At 62.2% G+C, this 15,005-nt stretch carries 12 protein-coding genes; 5 read left to right on the top strand and 7 right to left on the bottom strand.

Features of this window, described 5'->3' with window-relative positions:
- Positions 1–224: 224 nt before the first annotated feature.
- Positions 225–983 carry a hypothetical protein gene (locus tag QNO00_RS05115; RefSeq protein ID WP_284023838.1) on the bottom strand — a complete coding sequence of 253 codons (759 nt, stop codon included), beginning with the start codon at positions 981–983 and terminating at the stop codon, positions 225–227.
- A 226-nt stretch (positions 984–1,209) separates the two neighbouring features.
- Here QNO00_RS05115 and QNO00_RS05110 point away from each other — a divergent pair, with 226 nt between their 5' ends.
- The gene (locus QNO00_RS05110; protein WP_284023837.1) at positions 1,210–2,241 is read left to right on the top strand and encodes a DUF4238 domain-containing protein; all 1,032 of its coding nucleotides are present in this window, start codon (positions 1,210–1,212) and stop codon (positions 2,239–2,241) included.
- A gap of 345 nt (positions 2,242–2,586) precedes the next feature.
- Here QNO00_RS05110 and QNO00_RS05105 read toward each other — a convergent pair whose 3' ends face one another.
- Positions 2,587–3,213 (bottom strand): hypothetical protein, encoded by a 627-nt coding sequence (locus tag QNO00_RS05105; RefSeq protein ID WP_284023836.1) that lies wholly within the window; start codon positions 3,211–3,213, stop codon positions 2,587–2,589.
- Between the two features lie 2,229 nt (positions 3,214–5,442).
- On the opposite strand from QNO00_RS05105, the gene QNO00_RS05100 reads away from it, so the two are divergent.
- Positions 5,443–5,658: a hypothetical protein gene (locus tag QNO00_RS05100; protein WP_284023835.1), complete on the top strand. Its 216-nt coding sequence runs from the start codon at positions 5,443–5,445 to the stop codon at positions 5,656–5,658.
- Positions 5,659–5,712: 54 nt separating this feature from the next.
- Here the strand turns inward: QNO00_RS05100 and QNO00_RS05095 are convergent, their stop codons facing one another.
- Genes QNO00_RS05095 through QNO00_RS05085 form a run of 3 tightly spaced genes read right to left on the bottom strand, consistent with a single transcriptional unit; the run spans position 5,713 to position 8,739 of the window.
- Positions 5,713–6,486 carry a hypothetical protein gene (locus QNO00_RS05095; RefSeq protein ID WP_284023834.1) on the bottom strand — a complete coding sequence of 258 codons (774 nt, stop codon included), beginning with the start codon at positions 6,484–6,486 and terminating at the stop codon, positions 5,713–5,715.
- A 31-nt stretch (positions 6,487–6,517) separates the two neighbouring features.
- The gene (locus QNO00_RS05090) at positions 6,518–8,257 is read right to left on the bottom strand and encodes a hypothetical protein (protein ID WP_284023833.1); all 1,740 of its coding nucleotides are present in this window, start codon (positions 8,255–8,257) and stop codon (positions 6,518–6,520) included.
- Positions 8,257–8,739 carry a DUF6507 family protein gene (locus QNO00_RS05085; RefSeq protein ID WP_284023832.1) on the bottom strand — a complete coding sequence of 161 codons (483 nt, stop codon included), beginning with the start codon at positions 8,737–8,739 and terminating at the stop codon, positions 8,257–8,259. The genes QNO00_RS05090 and QNO00_RS05085 overlap by 1 nt, the downstream gene beginning before the upstream one ends.
- 382 nt (positions 8,740–9,121) lie before the next feature.
- Here QNO00_RS05085 and QNO00_RS05080 point away from each other — a divergent pair, with 382 nt between their 5' ends.
- Complete coding sequence (locus QNO00_RS05080) at positions 9,122–9,817, top strand: hypothetical protein (RefSeq protein ID WP_284023831.1); 696 nt, start codon at positions 9,122–9,124, stop codon at positions 9,815–9,817.
- 19 nt (positions 9,818–9,836) lie between these two features.
- On the opposite strand, the gene QNO00_RS05075 is transcribed toward QNO00_RS05080, so the two are convergent.
- Entirely contained in the window at positions 9,837–10,421 is a 585-nt protein-coding gene (locus QNO00_RS05075) for a DapH/DapD/GlmU-related protein (protein WP_284023830.1), read from the bottom strand.
- 31 nt (positions 10,422–10,452) lie between these two features.
- Positions 10,453–11,064, bottom strand: a complete 612-nt coding sequence (locus tag QNO00_RS05070; protein ID WP_284023829.1) for an NAD(P)-dependent oxidoreductase — start codon at positions 11,062–11,064, stop codon at positions 10,453–10,455.
- 157 nt (positions 11,065–11,221) lie between these two features.
- Between QNO00_RS05070 and QNO00_RS05065 the strand changes: the two genes are divergently transcribed.
- A complete protein-coding gene (locus tag QNO00_RS05065; RefSeq protein ID WP_284023828.1) occupies positions 11,222–13,021 on the top strand; it encodes an ABC transporter family substrate-binding protein in 1,800 nt (599 codons plus the stop codon).
- 319 nt (positions 13,022–13,340) lie between these two features.
- Positions 13,341–14,984, top strand: coding sequence for a peptide ABC transporter substrate-binding protein (locus QNO00_RS05060; RefSeq protein WP_284023827.1), 1,644 nt, complete (start codon positions 13,341–13,343; stop codon positions 14,982–14,984).
- Positions 14,985–15,005: the final 21 nt, after the last annotated feature.

Genomic DNA, 15,005 nt, shown 5'->3' with positions numbered 1-15,005 from the left:
GGCTGAGACACTTCCTAAAAGTGACTCAGCCTCCGGCTGGACCTGTTATCTTCAATTGAAATAAGCCGGCGGCTGAGTCCCACTTGCTTCTTGGTGCTGCGCAGCCATTCTCGGTCCTAAAACACATATCTGTTGGCCTGTGGATTCCTGCGGTCCGCTTTCTTCTGTCTTTCCGCGGACATCTGCTTTGAAGCGGCGCAGGGCCCAAGGACTCTGGAGTCGAACTAGGTCACCTGGTGGAAGGCCACTGCGGCGGCGCTGGCCAAATCGCTTGGGACCCCCTCTTCCGCGAGGATATAGCCGGCGGAAACCACTATTGCCATAGAGGCGATGCGGTGCGCCTCCAAGTCCCGGTCGACGGCGGGGGGAGCTCCCACGCCTATCTTGTCATCACTCTCAGCCGGAGCGTAGCGGCCAGCCAAAAACCCCGATGCATGCGTCCAAGTCGAATCCTCACGCCACAGACGGTAAATTGCGCCGAGGTTTTGTTCCATGGCATTCACGGCAGCAGTCAGGTCCTTGGCCTGCTGTTGCATGGCTTTTTCTTTGGACGGAGCCAAAACGAATTCCTCCATCGCAGCGATGTCTATGTTCGAGGGAACCCCCATCGCCTGCATATGGTTATGTGTAGTCTTTTCCGTCGAACGACCTTGGTCAAGCATCGTGTCTGCGGCCTTCTCACGTTCTGACTGAGCCATGTCGGCGAACCAGAGCAACCGCACAGCGAGTTCCCAGAACGCACGGCGGTTTGGAGCGGCAGAGTGCCCCATCCCCATTTTCGTAAGTTTGGCGATGACCCGGCTCTGTTCGAAAGCCGCACGCATCCAGCCGACCGCGAACTGATTGACATGGGATAGCGGCACCTCACTCAGATCAACCGAGAGAACAGCGTCTGCCGAGCGAAGTACGATGTCGGCGGAAACCAAGTGCGCGGGTCGCTCACGCGTCGCCTGGCGCTGCTTATTCGATCTTCTGCCACTCATGGCACAACTGTATCCGCAGTGTAGAGAAGCCCAGCGACACCCGCATAGTAGTCATGGGGGTTAGAGACCGGGGACGAGAAAGACACAAAGTCGGAGGTCCGGAATGCCATCGGCGGCCTCCTTTTTCAATCCTAAAAGGGGCCGGAAACAGCGGGGAGAATAATGCCGGCGTGGGCTCCGCTAGATCTGCAAATTTCCTTTTCGCATGTGTGGAAGGATGCCAAACATGGCAGGCAATGGTTCTACGGCAAAGCTCCACCACTACGTTCCTCAGGGATACCTTCGTGGATTCGCCAACGAAAAGGGTCGAGTCAAGGTGGTGCCCCTCGATCCCGCCCGGAAGGCGTTTATTTCATCAGTGAAGAACGTGGCAGCTCAAACGCACTTCCACACGATTGATGATCCGGAAGAGCCTGACGGTTTCGAGACTGCGCTGAGCGGGATCGAAGGGGAGGCCATAGGCATTATCGGGAAGTTCCGAAGAAACGAGTTCCCTCCATCGGAGGAGGACCGGTGGACCCTCTCCTATTACATGGCGCTCCAGAGCGTCCGTGGCCCCGACACCCGCAAGACCCTGGAGCATCTCAGGGCACAGATCGTACGGTTCGAGATCGGTGCCGCTGGCCGAGTGAATGTTGGCAAATGGATCAAAGAGAATTGCGGATTCGACCCGTCACCGGAGCAGGAAAGCAGGGTTTGGGCCGATGCGACCCAGCCGGACGGACCACCGATAAGTTTCTCCAACCTTGCACACATCCGGCACATGCTAGATATGGCAGAAGAACTGACCTCGCACTTCGCCGGCAGACAGTGGTCTTTAGTACGGTTTGAACGACGTGCCCTCGTCACCTCAGACGCCCCGGTGAGTCTGATCCGAGATCCACAGGACGACGGCTGGGACGGCGTGGGTTTCATGACGGCATGGGGTATCACGTTCCCTCTCACCAGGGAGCTTGGGCTACTCATGAACGATCCGACCAGGATGCTTGAAGGTCTCGAACCAGATGACTCCAGAGTTCAAGAGATCAGAGCTGCTGTTCTCAGGGGGGAAGTCGACGGCATGCAGGCCGGGACAACGGCCATGGAAAAGCTCTTCAACGAGAATTTGGCGCATTCAGCCAGGGAGTACATTTACTGCCACCCCGAGGACGGGAAGTACGTGCCGGACGACTTACCTGAACCAGAACTCATCAACGTCAGAGCGGCAGGCGGGTTATTCGACGCCGAGTTCGATGGCGAACCGTGGTTTGGGAAATAGGGTGCTGAGGCGCAATCTGCTCTCCGTCGACTCATGAGTAGCGGGAGCTGCCACTTCACTGTTCAGGGCGCCCCACGCATAGGTTAGTCGGCTACGGAACGTGGTGGAGTTTAGATTTAATGTGTAGATTTCTCTTCTGAATCAATAGAAATGCCGCCCTCCGCGAAAACGTAAGAGGGCGGCATTTCTATATCGGGGGCAAGCTTTGATAAGTGTCTATTCCGGCAGGCGCCAGTCGGTTACCTTCGACTGCTTGCCGACGATGCTTACACCACCAACTAGGATTTCTCGCCCCGCAGGCGCCCGAGAAACCAAATTTAAACTAGGAAGCGCCGCTGCGGGCATCTACCCTGCGAACTCAAAGGCGACGGTGATCTCGGGATCGACGCTTGCGATGATCCCGGAGTAGGTCACCTTGGCCTGCTCTTTCAACGCTGCTTCGTTTTTGCTGATGAGCGTCTGCTTGTTCTCGTCGCTGAGAATGTTGTTGATCATGCGAGTTTGAACCGCTGGCGGTGTCAGCCAGCTAAGCGCGTTGCCCTCCTCGAGGGCATCCTTGAACACGGGATCGTCAAAGCCGATGCCGATGAATTCAGGGATAGTCACGAGAAACGACCCTGGGCCGGTGGGTTCGATCTTCACCTGTGACCCATCGATGCCTAATTTTGCGTCGAACTCGTACTGGATCAGCGTCGTTTTCTCGCTCGCGGGTACGGCCACGCCGAAAATCTCGCGATTGCTTTCCTTTCTGTCGATACCCTCGATGTGAAGGCTCAGCAAGGCGACCTCTTGCATTTGCGTGACGGACTGAACCACCTGCGAATCGCGTTCGCTCGAACTGCTGGTGAACAGCGACTTGAGAGCGAGAGCGTTGAGTCCACCGAATGCGAAAGCGGCGCCCGTTCCCGCGAGAACCAAGAAGGTGATCAGCATGAGAGGCCAAAGCCGAACCCGTGCTTTGAAAAAGTTCATTACGATTAAGTCTCCAGTTTCGTTCGACGTCGAAGCGCCTTCGGAATTCCGCGGTGTTGAACGGTCACAACAGATCGCCGCGCCGAGTCCCCTCGAACCATATACGCAAGCAGGAGTTGGCCGATTATGGCGCGCCGACCTAGATATGCGGCTGCGAGCCGATGTGCACTTGTCGGGTGCCATGAAGCCGAGGGTGGGCGGTTCCCTTGCCTCGCATTGCTCGTACGTGTCCGATGGCCGGCCGATTTGGGCGGCAGCAGCGCTGGGTTCCGACTGGTGGTCCCTCAGGATGCTGCCGTTCCGAACCTGCTGGTCCGCGTCTCAGAGCGCGCACGACTATGGACGCAGGATGGTCGGTCCCGGGCGCCGGACTCGACTGGCAGCTTCCAGAGGGTATTCGGCTACGGAACGTGGTGGAGTTTAGGTTCAACGTCTAGATTCCTCGCCTGGATCATTAGAAATGCCGCCCTCCATGAACGCACGAGGGCGGCATTTCTTGTAACTGGAGTCGATAGGTTTACGCTGACCTATTCGGGCAGAACTCCTTGGTCCATAAGTCCGTTGGACAGGCCGGATACTTGAACAAGAGAACAGAATCCCTGAAAGGCACAGTCTGGGCAATTAATGGAGAAGCGGAGAAGATCACCGAGTATGCTCCGTTGGCGCCCACTGACCTGTAGAAGGCCTTATTGTAAGGAGTGAACAGTGCCCGCCTTTAGGACACATATAAGGATGTTCATGGCCGCGGCTGCTGTGCTCCTGATGGGAATGACAATGACCGGATGCGCTGAGAAGGGGCCAGCCACGACAATGTCGGAGAAGAACACCCCGGAGGAGACCATCAGTGCCAGGGAAGGTCGGGACCGTGCGGTTGAACTCGTCTTCAATACCGCCGAACAGCTCGATGTCACCGGGTGGTGGCCCCGCAACGGCGTAGCGTGGGCGCAGGAATGTATCCCCAAAAGCCGCAGTGGTATAGAGCATGCAACGTCCAGTTACAGCTATGACCGCTGGGCACCCCGTGGAACTGACCATATTGGGGACGCCAAACGCGTCGCTGAGTATTGGGAGTCCCTCGGAATGACCGTACGCACGGTAAATCCGACAACACATCCGACTGTCTTTGCGGAAGGAGGTCCCGTTGCCCGGGCCGAATTCGATACTTATGCATCTGACAACTCGTACAGTATCGGGGCTACTGCCCCCTGTTCGCCGGGTGACGCCTTCACATTGAATGAGGAGGACGAAGCAGAGCGGGATCAAGGCAAAGTTCTCCCCGGAGACGAAGGCCTCGTGCTACAGGAAGAGCCCCCGCGGTAACTCCACGAAGCAATCCCAGCCGAACCCCGGCACCGAGCGCCGACCGTCCGTCGGACAGTTCTCACTGGGTGTGTTCCCAGTAACCATTCCCCAGTGAGTAGCGGCTGTGTGGGCACTGGACTTGCCGACTGCTGCGCAGACGTTATTCGGCTACGGAACGTGGTGAATTCCGCTTCAACGTCTAGCCGTGCTCATAAAAGCGCTTCCCGGATTTCGATCCGGGAAGCGCTTTATGTTTGCCTGCAGCCCTACGAAGCGCGGCTCCAACTGCAGCGTGGGGGCTTGGCCTTGGGCCACCCCGGTTCTGGAAACCCTGGCAGCCAGGCGTGAGTGCAGGAACAGAGAAGCAGGATGGTGGTTCTAGGCGGCCACCCGAGCAAGCAGCTGGTCCCGATGTACTTGAAGTGCCTTTGCGTATGGCCCTTTTGTTGCGTAGGTGTGGTTGAGCGGTGGAGCGAGTCCCTTGACTCGAGGTCTTTGGGCATTGGATGGAGCGTCCAGGTCACCTGCAAGTGTGTTGTCATCCAGTTGGACAGACACTGCTCTTCTGCTGGCGCGAGGCTAAATTTTGGTGCGACGTCGTGGGCTTGGGTCCACGCCGATGCCGGGTAGCAAGCGCAGTTCATCGACCAACAACGCCACCAGAGAACGGCGGAGTGTGGACATCCTAGTTTTTTCTAGGCATTTTACCTGCGCGCTCTGCGAGGGTGGTTCGGGCAATGCCGATGTACAACGGCTCGGTCTGATCTACCTGCGGAAAGCCGGCGGGCCAGAAACGGGCAAGGCCAGCAGCCGTTTCCCACCAGGCATAGACGCCAGGCTGATCGATTTCGCAGAGTGTCAGGGCGACGCGGGGGCTGCGCTGACAAGTTCATCGCGTACTTCGGTCCAGTCCATGGGCCTGCCTCCATGAAACGCAAAAGCACCGTCGTTGCGCTTGTGCTCGTCTCCGTGTCAGTGCCGGCCGCGGGGTGCCGCAATGATTCTGCTTCCCCTGCCACCCCGGCAACCGTGGATCCTGCCGATTCGGTGACTCACAGTTACAGCACGGACGATCCCGGAGCTGAATACTGGACGCCGGAGCGGATGGAAAGCGCTGTCCCGGAGATGCCCACCGAAGACTGAGCACCTCGCCACCTTTCTTGTCGCGGGGGACGGCGGCTTCGCCGGCCTCGTGACTCAGAAAGTGTGTTTCGCCCGGAACGTCGGAACCATCTGCCTGTCCCTGGGGAAAGCTGTTAGTGCCGGCGCCCCGGCACCGAGCAGCTCGGTGTGCATGTTCTTAACACCGGGCACGCTCCAATCGCGGGCGGTTAGCAGGGTCCCCTCGCCGAAGGACTCGGCAGAGGCTGACGCCAGATCAGGAGGTGTGCCGAAGGGTGCACTGGAAATCCAGGTCAGGTATCCGGCATAGGTGTCATACAGATCCGTCACCTCGCGGATAGTCTCTTTTGTGCTCAGGATTCCGGCGTCCGGCTGCCAGATGCGTACGAGGCCCCGGAACAACTCGGTTGCCTGGTCAATGGTGCCAAGAGGAAAGTTTGGCTGGAACGAGAAGTTCACGCTGTTGGCTACGGTCGTTTGGATCTCCCCGGCCATGGCATGCAACGACGCTATCGGGAGGCTTTCAGGGCCTTCCGGTGTGAGCTGAAGATGCACATGTGTCCGTCCGCATCTCTTGCCGTCACGTACTTCGGTTTCCTGGAGCGCCAGTTCCTCGACGGCCGGCAGCGTATCCGGTGCAGGCACGAATTCCAGCCCGTTCCCGGCAAGGACCGTCCAGAGGGCATCCGGGCAGCCGCCGCCTGCCTGAGCATGTTCCTTGATAAGGCCCATTGTGCACCAGATGCGCCATGCCACCTCTGCCGGATCTTCCTCACGCCCGCCCCACATCAGCGGAACGTAGGCACGCCCGACCTCTTCGGAGAACAACTCCGCAACTGTCTGTTTCATGTGGTCAACCTATCTGATGGTGGGCGGCGCCTTACGGCATCGGTTCGAACCGTACTTCAACGCCGGAACTGAGCTCCGGAAAGTCGATCAGAAGATCTTTGAAGGCGTCCGCAACAACCTTCTCCGTGAAGACCCATTCATGGATGTACCCGTCGCTTGCCGAATGATTTAGCGCGTCCATCTGACTGCGGAGCTGATTTATCAGCCCTTTGAGCTTGGTTTCCAGCAAGGTAGAAGACCCGAAGTTGTTGAAAAACTCGTAGTGGCCCTTCACCTCCGTGAAAACCTCTTTGCCGTCGCGCCAAGAGTGGCCATCGAAGTCCACCAGTGTGCCGTTCGGCTTCTGCAAGGCGTATTCGCGGGCGTGGCTGTTATCCAAACGGTCAATGCCGGTGATGTACTGCTGCTCGGGTGCTCCGCTCCGGCTGCGCCACACGTCCCTGAAAAAGCCGTTGCCGCCGTCGGTGTCTCCGGGCATCGGCTGCACCGAGGGGTTCCGGGCGGACGGACTGTACCCGGGCGCGAATTCAATGCGGGGTTTGCCGCCTCTGAACCAAATGCCGTTGTCAGGGGCGGCCGGAGTCCTCTGATGACCGGGGAGAGACCCGCCGGGCAGTGCTGGAACGAGCCCCTGATTCTCCGGCAGCAGCCGGCGGCCCAGATTCTCCAGGCTGGTCCTGGTTTTGTCCTTCCACGCCGGAGCACGGGTGCCCGGCGAAAGTGCGCTTCCCGGCGCAGCCGCCCCTGGACGGGCTGGGGTGTGGCCGGTTGGCCCCGGAGTGGACGGGGCGCGACCCTCTGCGCCGTGGGAGCCTCTGGTGCCTGCCTTGATGCCGGCTTTGACCAGTCCGCCGCCAACAAATAAGGTTCCGACGTCGAAGAGGTTCCCGCCGAGCGCGTGGCCCGGGTGCTCGCCCTCCCACTGGTCCATCCGGATCAGGTCCTTTCCCAGCAACTCCAGCTCTTTCATTGCTGCAGCGGTACGCTCGTCGCCGGCGATCGTGCGTCCCACGCCAAGGACGAAAAGGTTCTCACCGACCCGGTACATGCCTTTCCAAGCATTCCCTGCCTCGTACCAGCCCTGCATGCCAAACAGTGTGCCTATGCCCTCAAGGGTTTCCCCGGCCGCCTTTGGAACACCGGCGACGGTGTCCCAAGTGTCCTGGTACCAGGGCAGGTCGCGGTGCATCTTCCCGCCGCCGGCCGCGAAGTGGTCGTACTCGTCGAACCCGTACGGGATGAGTCCGTCGCGCATGATGTTGTCGTGCTGTGTGTAGGAACGCCCGCTGCCTGTGATGTTCGCGATACGGTTTGCCGCGTCCCGCTGCGCTTCATCCAAGTCCGAGAGAAGCCGGGAAACAGCGCGGGCAATACTGTTGCGGGCGTTCACGGCTTGCTTGTCGTTGTCCCATTCGTCGATCTCGGACTCCGGGAATTCAGCGTCGAAGTCTGCCGCACGGGCCTGCAGCTCCTGGTGCCGGCTCTTGAACCACTCCACGGATTCGGCGTACACGTTCATCAGCGTGTCCAGCTGGATGGTGTAGTTGGCCAGCTCTGCGGCAGCGGTTCCGGAGCGTTCCAGAGCCCTGAAGACGACGTCGTTGCCCGGCACCGAGTAGACCCCTGGCGCAGCCAGCAGGAGCCAGGTGTGTCTGATGGAATCCATCAGTTCGTCGGTGCGCGCACCGATGGCCATGATGTCCGCTGCATGAGCCCGGACCGTGTCTGCGTCGGGAAGGCGCTGCTTAAGCTCGGCGAGCCCGAAATCCATCAGAAGGCCTGCGCCGGACCGTGTCCCGCAGGGCGGGCCCGGCCAGCGGTCCCGGGCGCGTCATCGACGGCATCCTGCGCCGCCAGGGCAGCGGAGCGGCGGGCGGTCTCGTTCATCTGTTCATCGGCCTGGATGAGGGCCAGCACGGCCTCGGAGACGGCACCCGAGGCCACCGCGATCCTGCCCTCGGCTGACCTGATCGTGTTGGCCAGCAGGAAGGTGGAGAAGGTGCTCAGCTCCCGGGAGACCGGAGGAGCCTTGCAGGCGTCCGAAAGGCCTGCCATGCCGGCCCCGGCGGCCGCCAGAAGTTCCTCAAACTCCGACGCCGCGGCCTGCACGTCGACAAGGATGGCATGCACTGCCTCGGGCATGACATCAAAGCTGCCGTCCGGTCCTCCGGAAGGGGCCACGGGCTGCTGTGCGGTGAGCTCGAACTTCATGGCTTTCCCGTCTCCGCCGGAGTAGCTGCTGGTCCGGCTCATGCAACAGGCGGCCGCACCCGCCGGCAACAGTAACGGCGGGGCTGTGGAAAACCCCGAGCTCAGAGGCAATGTTGAAAGGCCCTTTTGCCTGAAGGTTCAGAACGCCTGGCGAGGATCGCTGAGTTGCAGTCCTAGAAGCGCGACTCACCAGCAGGTACGCCTGCGTTTTCACCGGCGGCACCGGCCTGCAGCGCGAGGCCATCGGTCAGCGCACCCAGCTCCAGGGAAGGCGGCGGCACTCCGCACGGCCCGAGCCTGTGCCGGCGGAATTCCGCCGCACGTCGGGGTCAGGCGGGCAAGAGGTTGGTCGGGCTGCTGTCTATGGTCGACTTTCTGGCCCTTAGGATCAGGGGATGAAGAACCTGACACGTGCGGCGGCTGCGTGAGCCTGTATTCGTTCCACCTCGCACGCCTGCCGTTGCTCGGGGCAGCAGGCGGGCTCCTGAGCCCGCCAAGGGCCCCGGGACTGCGCCACATCGAAGTGCTCGCCGGGATGCAGCTGGGGGCGCCAGTAGTGTCTCCGCGCCGGATGCAGTTGGGGCGAACAGCGGTATTCGCGGAGTGGGAGGATGAGGAAGCGCTTACTGACTTTCTCGCCGGGCACCCGTTTGGCCGGAAGCTGAACGACGGCTGGCATGTCAGGCTCGAGTTCGTGCGCCGTTGGGGTGAACTGCACGAATTGGCCGGATTGCCGGACGCGGCGGGGCAGCTGGCGCCCGACGAGCCGGTAATTGCCGTGACATTGGCCCGCATGCGTCTGCCCGAACTGCCCAGGTTCATCCATTGGGGCCGCCCCGTCGAGCGCCAGATCCGGGACCATCCTGAAGCAACACTGGCCATGGCTGCCATCCGGCTGCCGCGGACGGTGTCCACGTTCTCGATCTGGAGCAGCACCCGGGCGATGACGGGGATGGTGTTTGGCCGCGATGACGGTGAGGCTGCCCGCCGGCACGCTGACGCGATGACTGAACGTACCCGTCGGGACTTCCACCACGAATTTACGACGCTGCGCTTCAGGCCGTTGTCCGAGCACGGCTCGTGGGACGGACGATCCGACTACGTTCCGCGGTCCGTGTAGCGCGCTGCGCGGCAGGGAGCTATCCGGCGGGCACCGTGCCCACCTGCTTCGCCGGCACCCCCAGGACCACTGCGCTCGCAGGGACATCCTTGGTGACGACCGCGCCCGCGCCGACGACGGCGTTGTCGCCGATCGTCACGCCCGGCAACACCGTCACGTTGGCTCCGAACCACACGCCGGTGCCGATCACTACGCGTGCCGGGTGCATGTCGGCCCGGCGGCTGGGCAGCATGTCGTGGTTCAACGTCGTGATGACCGCGTTGTGGCCGATGAGGGAGCCATCACCGATGTCGATGCCGCCCTGGTCCTGGAACCGGCAGCCGCTGTTGACGAACACATTTTCACCGAACCTGATGTTCTTGCCAAAGTCGGCGCTGAACGGCGGGAAGAGGTGGAAGGAATCGGGGATGCTGCGCCCGGTCAGTTCACTCATCAGGGCCCGCACCTCTGCGGGGGAGTTGTAGCGCCCGTTGAGTTCGGCGGTTATGCGCAGCGACTCCTGGCTCGCGGCATGCATAGCCTTGTGATGGATCGATCCGCCGGGAATCGTCTCCCCGGCGTTCAGTGCCGCCAGAAGGCGGTCGAGTCCGGCAATGTTGGCCATGTGCCCACGATAGCGGCACCCGCGCCTGCAGCTAGCTGCTCACCCCGAGGGCTTTGCCGATGGTGGAACGGTCAGCGAGAAGCTCGAACAGACAGGCCGCGAGATCGCGGCGGGGGATCGACCCTTTGAGTTTCCCCTCGGCGCCCGTCTCGAGGGCACGCCAAGTGCCGGACGGCTGCTTGTCCGTGAGGCCGGTAGGCCGGACGATCGTCCAGTCCAGGCCGGAATTTCGAACAGCCAGCTCCTGCTTGTTGTGATCGGCCAGCGGTTTGGCCAGCACGACCCGGGTGATCATGCCCAGCGGACCAGGCAGCTGCGAACCCGAATCTCCGGCTCCCAGCGAGGACTGCACGATCAGCCTGCGGACGCCTGCTTCCTGCATGGCGCTGATGACGGTTCCGGTGACTGCAGCGCGCTGATCGGGGACCCCCTTGGCTCCGCCCACCGTAACAACGACGGCGTCGGCTCCGGCCACGGCGGAGGAGACCGCCGCGGGCTCCGCCGCATTACCGCGGATGGCCCGGACACCGGACGGCGCGCGTCCGCTCCGGGACATGACAGTGACGTCATGGCCTGCTTCGTGTGCCAGCGAAGCCAATGCGGCTCCGGTGCCGCCGGACCCGCCGATAACGGTGATTTTCATGGGTTCCTCTGCTTGGTCCTGAAGCTGTCGATACCCGAGCATTTTATCGCCGCCGGCCGGCCCGTCCGCGTTTCCGGGACTCGTTGCACCCGGTATCCGTGCGGTGTGCAATTATCTCAAGGTGCCATCGACGCCATTACAGTCCCGGGGAGCCAGAATGCGTTTGAACCGCCTGACCAAGCTGTGCGCCGCCGGCGCCGCAACCGTCCTGGCTCTGGGCGCCTGCACGGCCGAGCAGCGGACCGCCGAGGAGACGCCGGGGTCCGCGCCCACTCCCGGCGGTGTCATCGCGGTGGCGGAGGCCGGCGTCGTCGATTCCTTCAATCCGCAGTCCACGGCGGGAAACACCGACATCAACCGCAAGCTGGCGTACGCCACGCACTCCGGCTTCAACTACATTGACAACAACCTGGACATTGTTCCGTTGGAGGACTTCGGCAGCTACGAGAGGGTCTCCGAGGATCCGCTGACGGTCAAATACACGGTTAACGAAGGCGTTGCCTGGTCCGACGGCGCACCGGTGGGCGCCGATGACATGATGCTGGCCTGGGCCGCGGCCTCCGGGCGGTTCGACGACGAACTCACCACCGTCGACGGCGCCGTCCTGTCGGGAACGCGCTATTTCGACTACGCCGGTTCCACCGAAGCACTCAGCCTCACTGACGTGCCCGAGATTGGAGACGACAACCGATCCATCACGCTGACATATTCGCAGCCGTATGCGGATTGGGAACTGGCCTTCGGGTCGCTGACGGACAGCGGCGGCATCGGAGTTCCGGCCCACATCGTGGCCAAGGGGGCAGGGCTGGGCGATGAAAAGGCGCTCACGGAACTGATTCGGGAAACCCCTGCCGGAAACCCGCTGGACCCCGCGCCGGTGGACCCGGAGCTCCGCGCCGCCGCCGACTACTGGAATACGGCATTCAGCGCCCGGACCCTCCCCGAGGATCCGGCTTTGTACCTCTCCAATGGACCCTTCATCGTGGAGGACATTAATCCGGGGGAGTCCCTGACCCTGGCGCGGAACGAGGATTACCGCTGGGGCCCGGCGCCCAGCCTGGACGAGATCACCATCCGTTTCCTGGCGGACCCGGCCGAGCAGGTGGCTGCCCTGCAGGACGGTTCGGTGGACATCATTGCCCCGCAGCCGGACAGCAGGACGTTGCCGGACCTGGAGGCCCTGGGAAACGTCGACCTCCACCAGGGCAACCAGCTCGCCTACGACCACTTGGACCTGAACTTCAGCGGCGTGTTCGCCGACCGCTCGGTCCGTGAAGCCTTCCTGAAAACGGTTCCCCGGCAGGAGATCGTTGAAGCCACGGTGCAGCAACTGCAACCCGGGGCCAGGCCCCTGGACTCCGAAGTCTTCCTCACCGACCAGGCCGCGTACGAGCAGGCGGCAGCCGCGAACGGATCCCGGGAGTTCGCGGAGGCGGACCTCGAGCGGGCCAGGCAGCTGCTCGACGGCGATACTCCGGCCGTCCGCATCCTGTACGACCGCGACAACGCCTACCGGGCCGAGGCTTTCCGGCTGATCCGGCAGGCAGCGTCGGAGGCGGGCTTCGAAGTGGTCGACGGCGGCCTGCCCGCCGGTGAGTGGGCGGGCAGGCTCGGCTCCGGCACCTACGACGCCGCGATCTTCGGCTGGACAGCCACAGGCGTGGGTGTGGCCGGGGTGCCCCAGGTCTTCCGCACCGGCGCGGCCTCCAACTACAGCGGGTTCTCCAGCCCCGAGGCGGACGGGCTGATGGCCGAGCTGGCAACGGAGACCGACACTCAGCGCAGGGATGAGCTCCAAATTGAAATCGACAGGCTCATCTGGGACGCCCGCTACGGCCTGCCGCTTTTCCAGCTGCCCGGGCTGCAGGCCTCTGCGGACACCATTGAGCACGTGGAATACATGCCCAACGCCACCGGGCTGTGGTGGAACTTCTGGGAATGGAACATCCTCCGCTGACCGCGTCCTTCCTGGCCCTCGGCCCAACGGACGCCGGATTATGACACGGGTCAGCCCTAAAAGACACCATTGCGTCGTAACATGATGCACCGATGCCAAATCGTTACACGCGCATGTGTTTCTATGTATTTCCTGCGCAGCGGGCCCCTTTTTTGCGCCGTGACCACCCCCACGGGTCATGCGGCGGTCATTTGCAGCCTTCCGAAGTGAGTACGGTATGGGCCGAAAGCAATTGCTTTCGAACTTGTGAGTCGGCTCACTGCTAGAGGGCCGCACTGCCGGCCGCCATGCGTCCGGAGTTAGAAACTAAGGAGGCGGAATGCGCTCCCCACGCACTCCCAAACTACTCAGCGTTGCAGCCGTTGCCCTCATGGCACTCACCGCCTGTGGCAGCGGCGACAGCTCGAGTGAAGCCGCAGCGGAAGGCGACACCAGCCGTGTCATCATTGCCGACGGCTCAGAGCCCGCCAAGGGCCTGATTCCCACGAACACCACCGAGGTAGGTGGCGGATCGGTCCTCGACCTGCTCTTCGCCGGACTGATCAGCTATGACGCCGACGGCAAGCCGGTGAACGAAATGGCCGAGTCCATTGAGACCGAGGACGCCCAGAACTACACCATCAAGCTGAAGGCCGGCAAGACCTTCAGCAACGGCGACCCCGTCACCGCTGCATCCTTCGTCGACGCTTGGAATTTCGGTGCTGCAGCCAAGAACGCCCAGCAGTCGGGCACCTTCTTCGAGAGCATCGAAGGCTACGCCGAGGCCAGCGCCGAGGGTTCCACCGTGGAAACCATGACCGGGCTGAAGGTCGTTGACGACACCACCTTCACCGTTGCCCTGAGCCAGCCCGAATCCGACTGGCCGCTGCGCCTGGGCTACAGCGCGTTCTACCCGATGATCCCGGCGGCTCTGGCCGATCCGGTTGCCTACGGGGAAAACCCGGTTGGCAACGGCCCGTACAAGTTCAACGGCGAGGGCGCCTGGGAGCACAACCAGCAGATCGAACTGGTCCCCAACGAGTCCTACGACGGCCCGCAGAAGGCCCAGAACGCCGGCGTGACGTTCAAGATCTACCAGAGCGACACCACCGCGTACCAGGACCTGATCTCGGACAACCTGGATGTCTTGAAGACCATCCCGACGTCTGACGTCAAGAACTTCAAGGGCGACCTCGGCGAGGAGCGCTCCATCGAAGCGCCGTACGCCGGCAACCAGACCATCGCCATCCCGTACTACCTGGAGAACTGGAGCGGCGAAGCCGGCAAGCTGCGCCGCCAGGCGCTGTCCATGGTCATTGACCGGGAAGAGATCACCCGGGTGATCTTCAGCAACGGCCGAACCCCGGCCGAGGACTTCACCGCCCCCGTGCTCGACGGCTACGACGCCGACCTGGCCGGCAGCGAAAACCTGGAGTTCAACCCGGAAAAGGCCAAGGAACTGTGGGAAGAGGCAGAAAAGCTCTCACCCTACGACGCCTCCGAGCCGCTGACCATTGCGTACAACGCCGACAAGGGCGATCACAAGACCTGGGTTGAGGCTGTCGTCAACGGCATCAAGAACAACCTCGGCATCGAGGTCACCGGCAAGCCGTACTCCACCTTCAAGGAAGCCCGCACCGAAGCCGATGACGGCGTCCTCACCGGCGCCATCCGCTCCGGCTGGCAGGCCGACTATCCGTCGCTGTACAACTTCCTCGGCCCGATTTACCGCGAAGGCGCCGGCTCCAACGATGCCCGCTACGACAACCCCGAGTTTGAAGCTCTGCTGAACACGGGTCTGGCCGCCACCTCCGTGGAAGAAGGCAACAAGATCATGAACCAGGCGCAGGAAATGCTCCTGGAAGATCTCCCCGCCATTCCGCTCTGGTACCAGGTTGCCCAGGGCGGCTGGAGCAACAACGTAACCAACGTTGAGTTCGGCTGGAACGGCGTGCCGCTGTACCACGCCATCACCGGCAAGTAATTCCTCACAGCTCGGGGCCCG

Source organism: Arthrobacter sp. zg-Y1219 (assembly GCF_030125545.1).
Classification (GTDB): Bacteria; Actinomycetota; Actinomycetes; order Actinomycetales; family Micrococcaceae; genus Arthrobacter_B.
This window is presented reverse-complemented; position numbering and strand designations above follow the sequence as displayed.